The organism is Massilia sp. BAP21, from assembly GCF_057801335.1.
In genome coordinates this window covers 1851139-1869903 of record NZ_CM173596.1, presented here as the reverse complement: position 1 = coordinate 1869903, position 18765 = coordinate 1851139, and the positions used below count along the sequence as shown (strand labels likewise).

At 64.0% G+C, this 18765-nt stretch carries 14 protein-coding genes; 9 read left to right on the top strand and 5 right to left on the bottom strand.

All coding sequences use genetic code 11. The features are described from left to right. Positions 1-141: 141 nt before the first annotated feature. Positions 142-576, bottom strand: a complete 435-nt coding sequence (locus tag ACWYRN_RS08155; RefSeq protein WP_488691936.1) for a MerR family transcriptional regulator — start codon at positions 574-576, stop codon at positions 142-144. Between the two features lie 126 nt (positions 577-702). Between ACWYRN_RS08155 and ACWYRN_RS08150 the strand changes: the two genes are divergently transcribed. The 3 genes from ACWYRN_RS08150 to ACWYRN_RS08140 all read left to right on the top strand — a co-directional run bounded on the left by ACWYRN_RS08150 (position 703) and on the right by ACWYRN_RS08140 (position 2762). Then, a complete protein-coding gene (locus ACWYRN_RS08150; RefSeq protein WP_488691935.1) occupies positions 703-1755 on the top strand; it encodes an MBL fold metallo-hydrolase in 1053 nt (350 codons plus the stop codon). A 301-nt stretch (positions 1756-2056) separates the two neighbouring features. Beyond that, positions 2057-2470 carry a hypothetical protein gene (locus tag ACWYRN_RS08145; RefSeq protein WP_488691934.1) on the top strand — a complete coding sequence of 138 codons (414 nt, stop codon included), beginning with the start codon at positions 2057-2059 and terminating at the stop codon, positions 2468-2470. A gap of 118 nt (positions 2471-2588) precedes the next feature. Continuing rightward, positions 2589-2762 (top strand): hypothetical protein, encoded by a 174-nt coding sequence (locus ACWYRN_RS08140; RefSeq protein WP_488691933.1) that lies wholly within the window; start codon positions 2589-2591, stop codon positions 2760-2762. Positions 2763-2893: 131 nt separating this feature from the next. Here ACWYRN_RS08140 and ACWYRN_RS08135 read toward each other — a convergent pair whose 3' ends face one another. Together ACWYRN_RS08135 and grxD are read right to left on the bottom strand one after the other, a co-directional pair. Further along, positions 2894-3508 carry a UbiX family flavin prenyltransferase gene (locus tag ACWYRN_RS08135; RefSeq protein ID WP_488691932.1) on the bottom strand — a complete coding sequence of 205 codons (615 nt, stop codon included), beginning with the start codon at positions 3506-3508 and terminating at the stop codon, positions 2894-2896. Next, positions 3509-3820 (bottom strand): Grx4 family monothiol glutaredoxin, encoded by a 312-nt coding sequence (gene grxD / locus ACWYRN_RS08130; RefSeq protein ID WP_229436404.1) that lies wholly within the window; start codon positions 3818-3820, stop codon positions 3509-3511. Positions 3821-3976: 156 nt separating this feature from the next. Between grxD and ACWYRN_RS08125 the strand changes: the two genes are divergently transcribed. Continuing rightward, positions 3977-4291 (top strand): hypothetical protein, encoded by a 315-nt coding sequence (locus tag ACWYRN_RS08125; protein ID WP_488691931.1) that lies wholly within the window; start codon positions 3977-3979, stop codon positions 4289-4291. 152 nt (positions 4292-4443) lie between these two features. Here the strand turns inward: ACWYRN_RS08125 and ACWYRN_RS08120 are convergent, their stop codons facing one another. Further along, positions 4444-4890 carry a GNAT family N-acetyltransferase gene (locus tag ACWYRN_RS08120; RefSeq protein ID WP_488691930.1) on the bottom strand — a complete coding sequence of 149 codons (447 nt, stop codon included), beginning with the start codon at positions 4888-4890 and terminating at the stop codon, positions 4444-4446. 3 nt (positions 4891-4893) lie between these two features. After that, positions 4894-7251, bottom strand: coding sequence for a Tex family protein (locus tag ACWYRN_RS08115; protein WP_488691929.1), 2358 nt, complete (start codon positions 7249-7251; stop codon positions 4894-4896). Positions 7252-7428: 177 nt separating this feature from the next. On the opposite strand from ACWYRN_RS08115, the gene ACWYRN_RS08110 reads away from it, so the two are divergent. From ACWYRN_RS08110 to ACWYRN_RS08090, 5 genes are all read left to right on the top strand, one after another. Then, positions 7429-10545, top strand: a complete 3117-nt coding sequence (locus tag ACWYRN_RS08110) for a DEAD/DEAH box helicase (protein WP_488691928.1) — start codon at positions 7429-7431, stop codon at positions 10543-10545. 276 nt (positions 10546-10821) lie between these two features. Further along, positions 10822-12003: a PAS domain-containing sensor histidine kinase gene (locus tag ACWYRN_RS08105; RefSeq protein ID WP_488691927.1), complete on the top strand. Its 1182-nt coding sequence runs from the start codon at positions 10822-10824 to the stop codon at positions 12001-12003. 21 nt (positions 12004-12024) lie between these two features. Next, the gene (locus ACWYRN_RS08100) at positions 12025-12705 is read left to right on the top strand and encodes a response regulator transcription factor (RefSeq protein ID WP_229436415.1); all 681 of its coding nucleotides are present in this window, start codon (positions 12025-12027) and stop codon (positions 12703-12705) included. Positions 12706-12975: 270 nt separating this feature from the next. Continuing rightward, positions 12976-13683: a transposase gene (locus ACWYRN_RS08095; protein WP_488691926.1), complete on the top strand. Its 708-nt coding sequence runs from the start codon at positions 12976-12978 to the stop codon at positions 13681-13683. A 227-nt stretch (positions 13684-13910) separates the two neighbouring features. Then, a complete protein-coding gene (locus tag ACWYRN_RS08090) occupies positions 13911-18647 on the top strand; it encodes a glutamate synthase-related protein (protein WP_488691925.1) in 4737 nt (1578 codons plus the stop codon). The last annotated feature ends 118 nt before the right edge of the window (positions 18648-18765 follow it).

The window sequence follows — 18765 nt, the reverse complement described above, 5'->3', positions numbered from 1 at the left end:
TCTTCGACGGCGCGCCTTGCCCTGAAGGTTTTGTTAGGCGCTCTAAAAGCTCTCGGCATCATACTCGCGTGTGACGTTAACGTAAACGTCAAGCAGCAGGCGCGCTTACGCCGCGTTTGTGTACCACTGCGGCGCGGTGATTCAGGCGACGTCGCCGGCGCTGTGCAGCGCTTTTGCGGCAGTGCCCGGCACATGCTCTTCACCCAGCAAACGCCGGCATTCTTCCTCGTGCGCGGAAATTTCTTCCAGAGCCATCTCGATGTCCGCGCGCTGCTGTTCCAGCGTCTCGCGCTGGTGCGCCAGCACGCCGAGGAAGCGGTTGATCTGCGCCACCGTGTCCTTCGGCGACTCGTACATGTCGACGATACTCTTGATCTCCGACAGCGTCAGGCCCAGGCGCTTGCCGCGCAGGGTCAGTTTCAGGCGCGTGCGCTCGCGCGGGGTGTACACGCGGTTGCGTCCGCCCACGCCTTCGCGTTTCGGGCTGAGCAGGCCCTGGTCTTCGTAGAAACGGATCGCGCGCGCGGTGATGTCGAATTCGCGCGCCAGTTCGGCGATGGTATAGGTGGTGGCCATGAAAAAAAGCAGATGCGGGTAAGAGCTGGAGGAAACGGCTAGAATCGGTATCCGGCATTGCCGTTTACGTTAACGTCACCCATTGTAGCGCGCCCGTCTTGCATGGAATACGAAAGATTGCTGAACATGAATCCGCTTGAAGCCCAGTTGACCTATCCCTTTGCCGACGAACTGCCTGCCCCTGGTACGGTGCGCGAGGTGGCGCCCGGCATCGGCTGGCTGCGCATGCCGCTGCCATTCGCCCTCGACCACATCAATTTGTGGGTGCTGCGGGACGAGCGCGAAGGTCGCAAGGGCTGGAGCGTGATCGATTGCGGCGTGGCCACCGACGCCACCCGCGCCGCCTGGGAGCAGGTGCTGGCCGGGCCGCTGGAGAATCAACCGGTCGTGCGCGTGATCGCCACCCACAGCCATCCCGACCATGTAGGCCTGTCGGGCTGGCTGTGCGAACGTTTCGGCGCACCCTTCTGGCTGACCGCCGGCGAATACGGTTTTGCGCGCATGATGGCGGCGGCCCTGCCCGGCGTCGACGGCCCCTCGGCCATTCCCCACTTCGAACGCCACGGCCTGGCCGACCAGGCCATGCTGGAGCAGATGCGCAGCCGCCGCAATTACTATCCCTCGCTGGTGCCGGGCGTACCGGAGGCCTACACGCGCCTGCAGGATGGCCAGTATGTCACGATTGGCAATACGGCATGGCGCGTGATTACCGGCTTCGGCCACTCGCCGGAACACGCCTCGCTGTACTCGCAGGAACTGAACGTCCTGGTCTCGGGCGACATGGTCTTGCCGCGCATTTCGACCAACGTCTCGGTGTTCGCGATCGAGCCGGAAGGCAACCCGCTGCAGCAGTACCTGGACTCGCTCGACAAGTTCGCCGGCCTGCCCGACGACGTGCTGGTGCTGCCTTCGCACGGCAAGCCATTCCGCGGTTTGCATACCCGCATCGCGCAGCTGCGCCAGCACCATGTGGAGCGGCTGGACGAGGTACTCGAAGCCTGCAAGCAAGCCCGCAGCGCGGTCGACATCGTGCCGATCATGTTCCGGCGCCAGCTCGATGCCCACCAGCTCAGCTTTGCACTCGGCGAAGCACTCGCACACCTGCACAAACTTTGGAATGATGGTATGTTGGAGCGTGTAACTGGCGCCGACGGGATCATTCGTTTCCAACTGAACTGACGAACCAGAGCCGGATTCTCGCGGGCTTCCCCAGCCCGCCCGGCCCCGACTCGGAACCTGCCGCAACAGGCGCTTGGGGGCGAGTAACCGAATGTGCGTGGCATTCATGCGACAAAACATTTGTACGAATGTTATTCACGGTGAATATGTCGATTCTGTGCGGAAATTTTGTGGCATGATGTCACAAACTCTCACATTCTCACTTCACACTTCTTTGTTACTTATCTGTTCGTAAACTGTCACAACTGGTCTGTACGGACAAGAGACTGACATTTATAGTCCAGCATGAAATAGTGCCATCATGAATTCCACGAATGAACGGGAGAGCTTCAGCGAGCGTCTCCAACAGGCGCTGAAGAACGCCCACTACTCACCAGACAGCCCGACTCGACTGGCACGTGAATTTAACATTCGCTTCGAAGGGCGGCCCATCACCGTCCACGCCGCCCGCAAGTGGCTGGTCGGCGAAGCCATTCCCACACAGGAAAAGCTGCGCATGATCGCGCAATGGCTGGGCGTGCCTGCCGACTGGCTGCGTTTCGGTGGCCCCGAAGCGCCGGGCGAAGCGGTCGAGACCGGCAATGCCGCCCGCTTCGAATCGGCCGACGTCAAGCTGATCGCCGACCTGCAGCGCCTGGACGAGCACCATCGCCAGCTGGCGCGCGAATTCATCCGCATGCTGGTCCGCGTCAACCATCAGCCCCAGTCCAAGTAAGCCTGGTCCTTCCTCGCGTTAGGTTTCCCGCTTACAAATTTTCTTCCGAATCAGGCAGTACAAACCGCTTGCACTGGCGCATAATCGAACTCGTCACAGCCGAGGATCGTGCCTGCCTATGAAAAGCAATTATGTGAACACTGCCCAGCTGAAGGAACTGATGACGGCACCGCCGATGAGCGCGGCCCGTCACGCCGAGGTGATGCGCAAGCGCATCGCCCAGCGCAGGATGCTGGAGGAAGCAAGGGAGTTGAAGAAAGCCGGTGACAGCAGCTACGGCAGCAAACGCTAGCCGAGCGCGTCTGGACAAAGCCTCCATGGCTGCGTTGCAGCGTCTCGCCGTACGTTCGTACCGTCTTCGACTCTGCCCCGGTAGGCCGTATCCCTTGCCCTGAAGGCTTTGTCAGACGCTTCGTTAAAGCGCTACGCGCCGCTGTCGGCGCCGCGCATGCCGGGCCACCGTGCAGCCTGCGGGTTCTCGATGCCGAGCAGGTCGAGCACCCGGTCCAGGGTATGGTCGACCATCTCCTCGATGCTCGCCGGCCGGTGGTAAAAGCTCGGCAAGGGCGGAAACACGATGCCGCCCATTTCGGTCACGGCCGTCATATTGCGCAGGTGCGCCAAGTTGAGCGGCGTTTCGCGCACCATCAGGATCAGGCGCCGGCGTTCCTTCAGGACCACGTCGGCCGCGCGCGCGACCAGGTTGTCCGCCAGGCCATGGGCCACGGCCGCCAGGGTCTTCATCGAACAGGGAGCGATCACCATGCCGTCGGTCTGGAACGAACCGCTGGCGATCGTCGCGCCGATTTCGCGGTTCTTGTGCACGACATGGGCCAGGGCTTCGACGTCGCGCCGTTGCAGGCCGACTTCCTGGTGCAGGGTGAGCGAGGCGGCGTCGGACATCACCAGGTGGGTCTCGACGCCGGGCACGGCACTCAAGCGCCCGAGCAGGCGCACGCCGTAGACCGCGCCGGTCGCGCCGGTGATGGCGACGATGATGCGGCGGCCGGCGACCCGGCGCGGTCTGGATGGGTTCACTTACTTCTTGAACATCGCTTGCAGTTCGCCCGAATCGAACATCTCGTTCATGATGTCGGAGCCGCCGATGAACTCGCCGTTCACGTACAGCTGCGGGATGGTCGGCCAGTTCGAGTAGTCCTTGATGCCCTGGCGGACTTCCGGATCTTCCAGCACGTTGACGGTGGCGATGTTATCGACGCCGCAGGCTTTCAGGATCTGGATAGCGCGGCCCGAGAAGCCGCATTGCGGGAACTGCGCGGTGCCCTTCATGAACAGCACGACCGGGGTGTTGGTCACGGTGTCTTTGATCCAGGTTTGTACGTCGCTCATGTGATTCTGCCTTCGGAAAGAAATGGGTGAGATGGCGACATTCTATAAGAATTCCACTGTCGCGGTGCGGGCCGGGGCCGGGTTTGGCGGCGCCTGTTCCGATGCCGCGACAGCTTGCGGTATGATCGCCCGGATTTCACTTCTTCCTTCATGCACATGCAACAACAACGTCCCTCCGCCGGGCCTTCGGCAGGCTTCAATTTCGTGCTGGCCGTGGTGCTCGGCTTCATCGGCATATTCGACCTCGTCAGCGGCGTGCGCGGCGACGGCCTGGGTGTGTTCCTGACCGGGCTGGCACTGGCGATCTATGCCGCCGTGCTGCTGCGCGACGCCCTGCACATCAAGAAGACCGGGGTGCCGGCCATGACGCGGCGGCGCATCAACACCATCGGACTGGGGTGCCTGGCGCTGTACTTCGTGGGAGTGATGGTCAAGCGGGTGCCGGAGCTGGCGCAGTTCTTTGGGGGATGAATCGGCGGTTTGCGCCTGTTGCATCGCGCCGGGTGTTGTAGGGTGGACTCCCGAGTCCACGCTGTACCACGCTTGAGTGGTCGAAACAGCGCCGGCGGATAGCAAAGGGTGAGACCGCGTGGGCACAAGTGCCTTGCGTGGCCCGGCCCACCCTACAGCACCTTGCCGAGGCAAACGGCATCCTCGCGCCCGACATACTTGCCGTAATTCGGAATAACCCGGTACCCGTGCCGTTCGTAGAACGCCACCGCGCGTACATTCACGCGTCGCGTCTCCAGCCAGACTTCGCGGTAACCGAACTGTAAAGCCCGCCGTTCCAGCTCGCCCAGCAGCTGCACACCCGCCCCGCTCCCGGGCCGCGCATACATCCGCTTCACTTCCGCCACATCGCCCTCGAGCGGCCGCAGCGCACTGCAGCCGACAGCAAGGCCCGCCGCATCGCGCGCCACCAGGAACACCGACCTCGGCCCGCGCACATCGTTCGCATCGAACGACTGCGCGCCGCTGTCGCCGCAGATCGCTGCCAGTGCCGCGTCGAGTTCCGCGATCAGTCCGCGCGCCGCATCGCAATCCGGATCGACAGGCGCGCAGGCCACCATCGCTTACTTCTTCAGCTTGGCGAACGCCGCCGCCATCGCATTGTTGCCGGCTGCCGGCGCCGTGCGTTCCTGGCGGTTCTGGTGCTGGGCCACGCGCTTGCGGTCGTCGCGGTCGCCGCGCTGCTGCGGCTGCGAACCGGCTTGCGGCGCGCTGTCCGACAGGCGCATGGTCAGCGCAATGCGCTTCCTCTTCGGATCGACTTCCAGCACCTTTACCTTGACCACCTGCCCGGCCTTGACCACCGTGTGCGGGTCCTTTACGAAGGTGTTCGACAGCGCCGAGATGTGCACCAGCCCATCCTGGTGCACGCCGATATCGACAAAGGCGCCAAACGCCGCCACGTTGGTGACCACGCCTTCCAGGATCATGTCCGGCCGCAGGTCCGAGATCTCTTCCACGCCTTCCTTGAAGGTGGCGGTGGTGAATTCCGGACGCGGGTCGCGGCCTGGCTTTTCCAGTTCCTTCAGGATGTCAGTCACGGTCGGCACGCCGAATTTGTCATCCGCATACTTGGCCGGATTCAGGGTCTTGATCAGCGAGGTGTCGCCGATTACCGCCTTCATCTCGCGCCCGACGTCGCCCAAAATCTTCTGCACCACCGGATACGATTCCGGGTGCACCGCCGACGCGTCCAGCGGATTGTCACCGCCCATCACGCGCAGGAAGCCCGCCGCCTGCTCGAAGGTCTTCTCGCCCAGGCGCGGCACTTTTTTGAGCGCCGCACGCGAGGCAAACGCGCCCTGCATGTCGCGGTAGCTGACAATGCTCTGCGCCACGCTCGACGACAGGCCCGACACGCGCGCCAGCAGCGGCGCCGAGGCCGTGTTCACGTCCACGCCGACCGCGTTCACGCAATCCTCGACCACGGCGTCGAGCGAGCGCGCCAGCTGGGTCTGCGAGACGTCGTGCTGGTACTGGCCGACGCCGATCGATTTCGGGTCGATCTTCACCAGTTCGGCCAGCGGGTCCTGCAGGCGTCGCGCAATCGACACCGCGCCGCGGATCGACACGTCCAGGTCCGGCAGTTCGCGCGACGCGAATTCCGAGGCCGAGTACACCGAGGCGCCGGCCTCCGACACCACGATCTTGGTCAGCTTGAGTTCCGGCCGTTGTTTGATCAGGTCCTGCGCCAGCTTGTCGGTCTCGCGCGAGGCGGTGCCGTTGCCGATCGAGATGAGAGACACGTTGTGCTTCGCCGCCAGCTGGCCCAGCACGTGCAGCGAACCGTCCCAGTCGTTGCGCGGCTGGTGCGGGTAGATGGTGGCGGTGTCGACCACCTTGCCGGTGGCGTCGACCACGGCCACCTTCACGCCGGTGCGCAGGCCTGGGTCCAGGCCCATGGTGGCGCGCTGGCCGGCCGGCGCGGCCAGCAGCAGCGCCTTCAAATTGCGCGCGAAGACGCCGATCGCATCCTGCTCGGCCTTCTCGCGCAGGGCGCCCATCAGTTCCGTCTCGATGTACATGAAGCTTTTCACGCGCCAGGTCCAGCGCGCGGTGTCGAGCAGCCACTTGTCGGCCGGGCGGCCCTGGCCCTTGATGCCGAAGCGCGCGGCGATGCGGCTTTCGCACGGGTTATGCGGCGCATCCCACTTCGGTTTTTCAGGCTCGGTGTCCAGGCGCAGGGTGACGTCGAGGATGCCTTCGCGGCGCCCGCGCATCAGGGCCAGCGCGCGGTGCGACGGCACGTTCGCCAGTGGCTCGGAATAATCGAAGTAGTCGGCGAACTTCTCGCCTTCGTCCTGCTTGCCGTCGACCACCTTCGAATCGACCACGCCGTGCTCCTGCACGTATTCGCGCAGCGACTGCAGCAGGGTCGCGTCTTCGGCAAAGCGCTCCATCAGGATCTGGCGCGCGCCGTCCAGTGCCGCCTTGGTATCGGGCACGCCCGGGTTGTTCACGCCGTCGGCATTGCTGAAGGCCTCGCGCAGGTAGTGCGCTGCCACTTCTTCCGGGTTCAGCATTGGGTCGGCCAGCAGCGCATCGGCCAGCGGCGCCAGGCCGGCTTCCACCGCGATCTGGGCCTTGGTGCGGCGCTTCTGCTTGTACGGCAAATACAGGTCTTCGAGGCGGGTCTTGTCCTCGGCCAGCGCGATCGCTTCCAGCAGCGCCGGCGTCATCTTGTTCTGTTCGGTGATCGATTCGATGATCGCCGCGCGCCGGTCTTCCAGCTCGCGCAGGTAGCGCAGGCGTTCTTCCAGCAGGCGCAGCTGGATGTCGTCGAGGCCGCCGGTGGCTTCCTTGCGGTAGCGCGCGATGAAGGGAACGGTCGCGCCCTCGTCGAGCAGGGCGATGGCGGCGGCAACCTGGGCCGGCTTGGCGGCAAGTTCAGTGGCGAGGCGTTGTTCGATAGAAGGCAGCATGGTGCGGGAATCCGTGGGTCAAGCGGGAATGATACCTAAATCAGTGTTGGAATAAAGATTCTTAAAATTTCATACTGTAAAGATTTCCCGACTACGTGCGATTCCGAACAAAACTGAACCGTCCGTATGAGAGATAATGTCGTTTGTTGTTCTTTTTCACACACCATCCAGAGACCCATGCACACAGTTGATTACCCACGCGAACACGCAAGCGATGCCCCCGCGCCGCGTGCGACGCCGGCACGCGCGCCCGCCTTGCCGGCACCCGTGACAACCTGGCTGCAAAGGGTCGAGGCAGCCGCCCATCCGCAACCGAAGTTGACCGTCGAGCTCGCCGATCCGAAGGCAGTCCAGTACAAGTTTGTCTACGTCATGGCCCCGACCAGCGGCGGCCGCCATGTGGCCGTCTGCCTGTGCAAGGCGCGCCTGCGTCCGAACGGAGACGTGGCCGCCGCCAGCCCGGTGAACGAGGTGTTCTCGCTGCTGTCGGCCCCGCCCGCCTATCTCGAAGGCGAGGACGAAGACCTGGTGCGCTTCTTCATCGCCATGCGCAGCGGCGCCTCGCAGAGCACCAGCGCCACCGAGCCCAAGGGCAAGGTCGGCGCCATCCTGCTCGACATGCTGCTGAAACAGGGCAAACTGCTGTGGGCCAATTCCTGGCAAGACATGTCGAACGGGCTGGTGTATCCGCTGCAAGCCGGTCCGACCCGGCAGGCGAACCTGGCCTGGCGCGACGAAGGCCGTGCGGCCAAGCTGGGCTGGTCGGTGGAACCGGCCAACGGCGCCACCCACCCCGGCGCCGACCTGATCGACTACATGCTGCCGACCGATCCGCCCTGGTACATCGATAATTTGTCCTGCGGCCCACTGGAACTGAACCGTGGTGGCGTGGACATTTCGCTGGCCGAGCTGCAAGCCCTGGTGGCCCAGGCGCCCATCCTCACCGGCAACGATAAAAAACGCGTCTCGCAACTGCTGCTGGCCCATGGCTTGCAAACCTTGATGCCGCTGCCGCAGCCACTGACCCAGCGCCTGCGCACCGACGTCGCGCCGCAACCCTTCCTGCTGCTCGATTCCGTGGCCCTGGCCGATACCGGCACCCAGCGCTGGCAGGATTTCGCCGTGCTCTCCTTTGATTACGATGGCCAGCGCGTTTCCTTCGATCCGGCCCAGCGCGTGGTGCGCCAGATCGGCGACGTTACCGAAATCATCGAGCGCAATCTGGATGCTGAAGCGGCGGCCCTGGATAAATTGACCGAGCTCGGTTTCCGCAAGCCCGCCACCACCCCGCTGTCGGGCGTGGCCGGCGCCCTGCAGCTCGATAGCCAGGCGCACTGGCTGCGCTTTGCCGAGAACGATCTCGACGCCCTGTCGGATGCCGGCTGGCACCTGCAAAAATCGAACAAATACCGCTATGACGTGGTCGCGGTGGAAGACTGGTACGCCGAGATCGACGAGCCGGAAGAAGCGGGCAAGGCCTGGTTCGAGCTGGAACTGGGCATCGTGGTCAACCGCAAGCGCGTGCCGCTGCTGCCGGTGCTGGTGCAACTCATCCGCAACGCGCCGATGGACTTCGACCCGGCGGTGCTGGCCGCCCATGGCGAAGCTGACCAGATGCTGGCCACCCTGCCCGAAGGCGTGCGGGTTGCCTTGCCGTGGAACCGCGTCAAGCCCATCCTGTCCACGCTCGGCGAGCTCTACTTCAACGACAAGATCAAGGGGCGCGTGCGCCTGTCGACGCTGGACGCCAGCCGCCTGGAAGAACTGGCGCGCAGCGTGGAGCTGCGCTGGTTCGGCGGCGAGCAGCTGCGCGAAACCGGCCGCAAGCTCAGCCAGTTCGGCGCCGTGAAAAAGGTCGCCGCCCCGGCCGGCCTGCAAGCCACCCTGCGCGACTACCAGCTCGACGGCCTGTCGTGGATGCAGTTCCTGCGCGAATACGACCTGGCCGGCATCCTGGCCGACGACATGGGTCTCGGTAAAACCGTGCAGACCCTGGCCCACATCCTGACCGAAAAGGAAGCCGGCCGCCTGACCCGCCCGGCCCTGGTGATCGCGCCGACCAGCCTGATGACCAACTGGCAGGAAGAAGCCGCGCGCTTCGCCCCCAGCCTGAAGGTGCTGCTGCTGCAAGGTAAGGAACGCATGGACATGTTCGACCAGATCGAGCAGGCCGATATCGTGCTGACCACCTACGCCCTGCTGCCGCGCGACGAGGAAAAGCTGCGCGAGCACGAGTACCACTTGGTGATCCTCGACGAATCGCACTACATCAAGAACACGCGCTCGAAGGCGGCGCAGACGGCCGGTTCGCTGAATGCGCGCCACCGCCTGTGCCTGACCGGTACCCCGCTGGAAAACCACCTGGGCGAACTGTGGTCGCAATTCCACTTCCTGCTGCCAGGCCTGCTGGGCGAGGAAAAGACCTTCAATACCCAGTTCCGCCACCCGATCGAGCGCCAGGACGATCCGGTGCGCCGCGCCTTGCTGAACCGCCGCATCCGTCCCTTCCTGCTGCGCCGTACCAAGGACAATGTGGCCAAGGAACTGCCGGAAAAGACCGAAGTCGTGCGCCGCATCGAACTGTCCGGCCCGCAGCGCGACCTCTACGAGACCGTGCGCCTGGCGATGGACAAGAAGGTGCGCGAGGAAATCGACCGCAAGGGCGTGGCGCGCAGCCAGATCGTGATCCTGGAGGCGCTGCTGAAGCTGCGCCAGGTCTGCTGCGACCCGCGCCTGGTGAAAGCCATGCCGTCGAAGAAGAACACGGCCGCCGTGTCCGCCAAACTGACCGACCTGATGCAGATGGTCGACGATTTATTGGAAGAAGGCCGCAAGATCCTGGTGTTCTCGCAGTTCACCAGCATGCTCGGCCTGATCGAGGAAGAACTGGCGGCGCGCGGCATCCGCTACGCCATCCTCACCGGCGAAACGCGCGACCGCTCGGCCCAGGTGGCGGCCTTCCAGCAAGGCGCGGTGCCGATCTTCCTGATCAGCCTGAAGGCGGGCGGCGTCGGCCTGAACCTGACCGCGGCCGATACGGTCATCCACTACGACCCGTGGTGGAACCCGGCGGCCGAGGCCCAGGCTACCGACCGCGCCTGGCGCATCGGGCAGGACAAGCCGGTGTTCGTGTACAAGCTGATCGCCAAGGGCACGCTGGAAGAAAAGATCCAGCAGCTGCAGCAGAAGAAGTCGGAGCTGGCGCAGTCAATCCTGGCCGAAGGCGAATCGCAGAAGATGGCGTTGACGCAGGAAGACCTGCAAGCCATCTTCGCGCCGCTCGACGAACAGTAAGCAACCAGAAGTAGATGAAGACGCCCGCTGCCAGCGGGCGTTTTCACTGGAACGGCGTGTTTGCATGATTCAGGCAGGTAAAGCTATGCAAAGCGAATAGGATTCGGCAGCAAGGGACCTTGATTTAACAATATTTAATCAATTTAAAAAATCGGCAATTTTAGTTAAACGATAGCGCTACAACGCTTACCTATACAAACAAGCAGTTGCAGCGATATACTCGCTCGCGGGCTCGATATTGCCCTCGTGCATGACTCTCTGATTGGATGGTATGGAATGAATTGCAGTGCCAGCCTTGACTGTTCCGGCGCGGCCGGTGCGGAACTGGCCGAGCAGTTCCGTGTTATCGCCGAGATCGGCGGCGACATCGCGTTCAGCATCGATTGCGCCAGCGGCGCCCTGCGCTACCTCAGCCCCGCAATCGAGCAATTGCTGGGATACAGCCCTGCCGACATCGCCGCCCAGCTCGGCGACCCGGGCAGCGCGCTGGCCGCGCTGTGCGCCGGGATGCCGGCGCGGATCCGGCGCCTGCGCGGCGGCGACCGCAGCCGCCTGCGCCTGGTGCGCGAAACCGAACTGCGCGGCGCGCACGGCTACATGGTGCCGGTCGAGGTCATCTCGGCCCTGCTGTGCGACGCCGCAGGCGAACCGGTAACGCTGGTCGGCCAGGTGCGCGATCTGTCGGCGCGGCGCCAGCGCGAAGCCGAGCGCAAGCATTTTGCCAGCATGCTGAACCACGAATTCCGCACCCCGCTGTCGACCATCGACGGCGCCGTGCAGCGCCTGGAAGCAACCTGCCAGGATGCCGACGAGCCGACGCGCCAGCGCTACCGCAAGATTGCCTTGGCCACCGACCGCCTGATCGCCATGCTCGACGACTATCTGTCGCCGGATCGCATGGCCGAGATCGGCGTCGAGCGCAAGCCGACCTCGGTGGCGCCGCGCGAACTGCTGGACGAAGCGGCGGCGCAGGTGCGCGCCGCCGGCCGCGTCGCCAGCGTCGAGGTCGGCGAATTGCCCGACGCCCTGCGCTGCAAACCGGACGGCATGCGCCTGGCGCTGAAGATCCTGGTCGACAATGCGATTGCGTTTTCGCCCGAGGCCACGCCCATCCTGCTGCGCGGGCGCCTGGCGGCCAGCGGCATCGAGCTGGCGGTGCGCGACCATGGCGCCGGCGTGCCGCTGGAGGAACAGGCGCGCCTCTTCGACAAGTTCTTCCGCGGCCGGAATGCCGAGGGCCTGCCCGGCAGCGGCCTGGGCTTGTACATGGCGCGCTCGATCGTGGAAGTACATGGCGGCGTGCTGAACCTGGTATCGCCGGCCGCCGGCGGCGCCGAATTCCGCATCTGGCTGCCGCTTGCCGGCGCCGGGAAAACGCTGTCCCGGCCGGCGCCCGGTAGCGAACCTCCCCCGCAACCCGCGGGCGACGACCCTGCCGCAACAGGCAGGCACAAGTAAAACAATGAACGTGGCCCACCCATGACCCAGATACTGATTGTTGAAGACAACGGCGACTATGCCGGCGACATGGCCGACTTCCTGCGCGAACTCGACCACGACGTAACGGTGGCCACCTCCGCCAGCGAAATGTGGGCCGCGCTCACGCGCACCCCGGCCGCCGTGGTGGTGCTCGACCTGGGCCTGCCCGACGAAGACGGCTTTACCGTCATTCCGCGCATGCGCCAGCTGTATCCCGAGATCGGACTATTGGTGCTGACCGGGCGCGTCGCCTTCGACAACCGCATCCTCGGCCTGCAGCTGGGAGCGGATCACTATCTGACCAAGCCGATCAAGTTCCCGGAACTGGCCGCCCACATCGAGGCCCTGGGCCGCCGCGTGCGCCCGAGCGAACCGGCGCCGCTGCCGAGCAAGTGGACCCTGCGCGTCAGCGCCCGCCAGCTCGAGCTGGGCGGCAAGGTGATCGATCTGACCGAGAAGGAATTCAATTTCCTGCATCTGTTGACAATCAACACCCGGCCGGTGCCGCGCGCGACCATCGTTGCCGGCATGGGCGGGGACGACCCGGATGCGAGCCGGCGCGTGGACATGCTGGTGTACCGCCTGCGCAAGAAAGCACGTACCGGGCTGGGGCAGGATTTGCCGCTGCGCAGTGCTTACGGTGAAGGGTACAGCCTGTCGGCCGGATTTACCCTGGCCTGATGGTAGGGTGGGTTCGAGAACCCACCCTAAGCAGACGCGCGGTTTTGTAGGGTGGGCTCTTGAGCCCACGCTGTAGATTGCATGTCGGTCGAAACGCGTTTTCGACCACGGAACCAGGGTACCGCGTGGGCTCAAGAGCCTAGCGCGGCCCGGCCCACCCTACAAAAGCGGGACAGAGTATGCGCAAATTGAGCGACCCGATTTTATAATGAGGGACAGAGCGGCGAGGGCGCAGTAAAATACGCTATCCAAATCGTTTCCGCCCCTGCCATGGCCCGCCAACCCCGCCTCATCCTCCCCAAGCAACCGCACCACATCCTCCAGCGTGCCAACGACCCGCAGCTGATCTTCCGCGCCGACGAAGACTACACGCAATTCCTCGTCTGGCTGAAGGAAGCGTCGCGCTTCTACAAGGTGGCAATTCACGCCTACGCCCTGCTGCCGACCCACCTGCACCTGCTCGCCACTCCGCCCGACGAAGACAGCCTGGCCGCCATGATGCAGAAGATCGGCCGCCTCTACGTTCCCTGGTACAACGCCAAATACGCCCGCGCCGGCGGTTTGTTCGAGGGACGTTTCCGCACCGCCGTGGTCGATACCGACCGCCATTTCCTGATGTGCAGCCGCTTCATCGAACTGGCGCCCGTGCGCGAAGGCCAGGCCATGGAACCGGCCCACTACGTGTGGTCGAGCTATTCCCACCACGCCGGCCTGCACCCCGACCCGGCGATTACCGACCATGCCCTGTTCTGGGCCCTCGGCAATACGCCTTTCCAGCGCGAAGCGGCCTACACCGAACTGGTCGGGCAAGGCATCGCGCCCGACGAGCTGGCGCTGATCGCCTCCAGCGTCCAGAAAGGCCAGCCGCTAGGCACGCAAGCCTTCAAGATCAGGCTCGAACAGAAGAGCGGGCGCCGCATCCTGCCTGCCAAGCGGGGCCGGCCTGCCAAGCAGGCTGCATCGGTTTCTGCGGACTGATGAGAAAAACGGCATCCGCAATTTCCTGCCGCAGGAAAGCCAGCCGTTCAAATAAAGATCGGCCAAAAACCGCCTGATGACCACCTAACGAACATGTCCCCAATTAAAATTTAAGAGGGTAAGTCATCATTTAATTCGACTCCGACCCTAATTGTTCTGCTTGATGCGTCTGCTGCATTGCACTATTCTCGGCCTTCACCCCCTGAAAAAGCTGTGGAGAGCCGAGTATGATTGCCCAAGGTCTGTACGATCCCGCCAATGAACACGATGCCTGCGGCGTCGGTTTCATCGCCCATATCAAGGGCAACAAGAGCCATTCCATCATCGACCAGGGGTTGATGATCCTGAAGAACCTGGACCACCGGGGTGCGGTCGGCGCCGATGCGCTGATGGGCGATGGCGCCGGCATCCTGATCCAGATTCCCGACCAGTATTTCCGCGACGAGATGGCCAAGCAAGGCGTCGAATTGCCGCCGCCCGGCGAATACGGCGTCGGCATGGTCTTCCTGCCGAAGGAACACGCCTCGCGCATCGCCTGCGAACAGGAAATCGAGCGCGCCGTGCGCATCGAGGGCCAGGTCGTGCTGGGCTGGCGCAACGTGCCGGTCGACGAAGCCATGCCCATGTCGCCCACCGTGCGCGCCAAGGAACCGGTGATCCGCCAGATTTTTATTGGCCGCGGCCCGGACATCATGGTCACCGACGCGCTCGAGCGTAAGCTGTACGTGATCCGCAAGTCGTCCGGCCACGCCATCCAGGCGCTGAAACTCTTGCACGGCAAGGAATTCTTCGTGCCCTCGATGTCGGCGCGTACGATTGTCTATAAAGGCCTGCTGCTGGCGGACCAGGTCGGCGTCTACTTCAAGGACCTGCAAGACCCGCGCTGCGTCTCGGCACTAGCCCTGGTGCACCAGCGCTTCTCGACCAACACCTTCCCGGAATGGCCGCTGGCCCACCCGTACCGCCTGATCGCGCACAACGGCGAAATCAACACCGTGAAGGGCAACTTCAACTGGACCCGTGCGCGCGAAGGCATGATGAAGTCGGCCGTGCTGGGCGAGGACCTGAACAAGCTGTTCCCGCTGATCTACGAAGGCCAGTCCGACACCGCCTGCTTCGACAACGCGCTCGAACTGCTGGTGATGGCCGGCTACCCGATCGCCCAGGCGATGATGATGATGATCCCCGAGGCCTGGGAAAACCACACCTCGATGGACGACAACCGCAAGGCTTTCTACGAATACCACGCGGCCATGATGGAGCCCTGGGATGGCCCGGCGGCGATGGCCTTCACCGATGGCCGCCACATCGGCGGTACCCTGGACCGCAACGGCCTGCGCCCGGCGCGCTATGTCGTGACCGAAGACGACCTGGTGGTCATGGCTTCGGAGTCCGGCGTGCTGCCGATCCCGGAATCGCGCATCGTCAAGAAATGGCGCCTGCAGCCGGGCAAGATGTTCCTGATCGACCTCGAAGCAGGGCGCATCATCGACGACAAGGAACTGAAAGACACCTATTCCAACGCCAAGCCGTATAAAGCCTGGATCAAGTCGGTGCGCATCAAGCTGAACGAAATCAAGCTCTCCGAATCGCAGCTGGCGCAACACCGCGTGAAGGACGGGTACGCCCATGCGGCCCCGGCGCAAGGCGAAAAAGCCGCGATCACACTGCTGGACCGCCAGCAAGCCTTCGGCTACACCCAGGAAGATCTGAAATTCCTGATGGCGCCGATGGCGGTTCTGGCAGAGGAAGCAACCGGTTCCATGGGCAACGACTCGCCGCTGGCGGTGATGTCGAACAAGCTCAAACCTTTGTACAATTATTTCAAACAATTGTTTGCGCAAGTGACCAATCCGCCGATCGACCCGATCCGCGAAAGCATGGTCATGTCGCTGGTGTCGTTCATCGGTCCGAAGCCGAATCTGCTCGACACGAACAACGTGAATCCGCCGATGCGCCTGGAAGTGTCGCAGCCCGTGCTCGGTTTCAACGACATGGCGCGCCTGCGCAACATCAGCCTGCACACCGGCGGCAAGTTCAAGTCGTATGAGCTGAACATCTGCTACCCGGTCGCCTGGGGCAAGGAGGGCATCGAAGCCTCGCTGGCCTCGCTGTGCGCCGAGGCAGTGGACGCCGTGAAATCCGGCCACAACATCCTGGTGGTGTCGGACCGCGCGCTGTCCGGCGACATGGTGGCGATTCCGGCCCTGCTGGCCACTTCCACCATCCACCAGCACCTGGTGATGCGCGGCCTGCGCGCCTCGACCGGCCTGGTCGTGGAAACCGGCTCGGCCCGCGAAACCCACCACTTCGCCTTGCTGGCGGGCTATGGCGCGGAAGCCGTGCATCCTTACCTGGCGCTGGAAACCCTGGCCGATTTGGCCCAGCACCTGCCGCACGAAATGGCGCCGGAAACGGCGATGACCAACTACACCAAGGCCATCGGCAAGGGCTTGCTGAAGGTGATGTCGAAGATGGGCATCTCCACCTACATGTCCTACTGCGGCGCGCAGATTTTCGAAGCAGTCGGCCTGAACAAGTCGCTCGTCGATAAATATTTCCGCGGCACCTCGTCGACCGTGGAAGGCATCGGCCTGTTCGAAGTTGCCGAGGAAGCGCTGCGTCTGCATAACCTGGCCTTCGGCGCCGATCCGCTGCTGGCGAATGCCCTGGATACCGGCGGCGAATACGCCTTCCGCGTGCGCGGCGAAGACCACATGTGGACGCCGGACGCGATTGCCAAGCTGCAGCACTCGACGCGCGCCAACAGCTTCAGCACCTATAAAGAGTACGCCCAACTGATCAACGAGCAGACACGCCGCCATCTGACCCTGCGCGGCCTGTTCGAGTTCAAGATCGATCCAAGCAAGGCCATTGCCATCGACGAAGTCGAGCCGGCCAAGGAGATCGTCAAGCGCTTCGTCACCGGCGCCATGTCGCTCGGCTCGATCTCGACCGAAGCGCACGCGACCCTGGCAATTGCCATGAACCGCATCGGCGGCAAGAGCAACACGGGTGAGGGTGGCGAAGACCCGCGCCGCTACGCCAACGAATTCAAGGGCATCAAGATCAGCAAGGGCGAAACCCTGGCTTCGGTGCTGGGTTCGGATCGCGTGGCTGCCGACATCCCGCTCGAAGACGGCGACTCGCTGCGCTCGAAGATCAAGCAGGTGGCCTCGGGCCGCTTCGGCGTCAGCGCCGAATACCTGAATTCGGCCGACCAGATCCAGATCAAGATGGCGCAGGGCGCCAAGCCGGGCGAGGGCGGTCAGCTGCCTGGCCACAAGGTCACGGAATACATTGCCTCTCTGCGGGTCTCGGTGCCGGGCGTGGGCCTGATCTCGCCGCCGCCGCACCACGACATCTATTCGATCGAAGATTTGGCGCAATTGATTCACGATTTGAAGAACACGAACCCGAACGCCTCGATCTCGGTGAAGCTGGTGTCGGAAGTGGGCATCGGCACCGTGGCCGCCGGCGTCTCGAAAGCCAAGGCCGACCACGTGGTCGTTGCCGGCCACGATGGCGGCACCGGCGCCTCGCCGCTGTCGTCGGTGAAGCATGCCGGCACGCCGTGGGAACTGGGCCTGGCGGAAACGCAGCAGACCCTGGTGCTGAATGGCTTGCGCAGCCGCATCCGCGTGCAGGCCGACGGCCAAATGAAGACCGGCCGCGACGTGGTGATTGCCGCCATGCTTGGCGCCGACGAGATCGGCTTTGCCACGGCGCCGCTGGTGGTTGAAGGCTGCATCATGATGCGCAAGTGCCACCTGAACACTTGCCCTGTCGGCGTCGCGACGCAAGACCCGGTGCTGCGCGCCAAGTTCCAGGGTAAACCGGAACACGTGGTGAATTACTTCTTCTTCGTGGCCGAAGAAGCGCGCCAGTTGATGGCCCAGCTCGGCATCCGCACTTACGACGAACTGATCGGCCGCGCCGACCTGCTCGACAAATCGAAGGCGGTGTCGCACTGGAAGGCGCAGGGCCTGGACTTCAGCAACATCTTCTACCAGCCGAAGACCGATGCCCGCGCGAACCTGTTCCATACCGATGCGCAAGACCACGGCCTGGACCGCGCGCTCGACCACAAACTGATCGCGCAGGCCAAGCAGGCGCTGGAGAAGGGCGAGCGCGTCTCCTTCATCTCGCCGGTGAAGAACGTCAACCGCACGGTCGGCGCCATGCTCTCGGGGGAGGTTGCCAAGCGCTATGGCCATGCCGGGCTGCCGGACGACACCATCCACATCCAGTTGCAGGGCACGGCCGGCCAGTCCGCCGCCGCCTTCCTGGCAGCCGGCATCACGATCGACCTGGTGGGCGAGGGCAACGACTACGTCGGCAAGGGCCTGTCGGGCGGGCGCATCATCGTGCGTCCGAACACCGAGTTCCGTGGCTGGGCGGTCGACAACATCATCGTCGGCAACACGGTCCTGTACGGCGCGATTGCCGGCGAAGCCTTCTTTAACGGCGTGGCCGGCGAACGCTTCGCGGTCCGTAACTCGGGCGCCGTCGCCGTGGTGGAAGGCCTGGGCGACCACGGCTGCGAATACATGACCGGCGGCACCGTCGTGGTGCTGGGCGACACTGGCCGCAACTTCGCCGCCGGCATGTCGGGCGGGGTGGCCTATGTCTACGATCCGAAGAACGAATTCGAGAGCCGCTGCAACACGACCATGGTGAACCTGGAACGCGTGGTGTCGACGAAAGAGCAGGGCGACGTAGCCGGCTGGCACAGCCAGACCCGCGGCGGCGAGCGCGAGTCGGACGAGATCATCCTGCGCCGCCTGATCGAGCGCCACTTCAAGCACACGGGTTCCACGCGCGCGCGCAACCTGCTCGATGACTGGGCCAACAGCCGCGCCAAGTTCGTGAAGGTCTTCCCGACCGACTACAAGCGCGCGCTCGAGGAAATGCACAACAGCAGCATGGAAGAAGCCAACGACAAGATCGAACTCGCGGCGTAGGGTGGACGGCTTTGCCGTCCACGCGTTCAACCACCGCACGCTCCGCCGCACACGAAAGCGGAGCCGATCAAGTTCAAACATGGCGTGCTCTGCCGCGCGAACGACCGGAACGTGAATC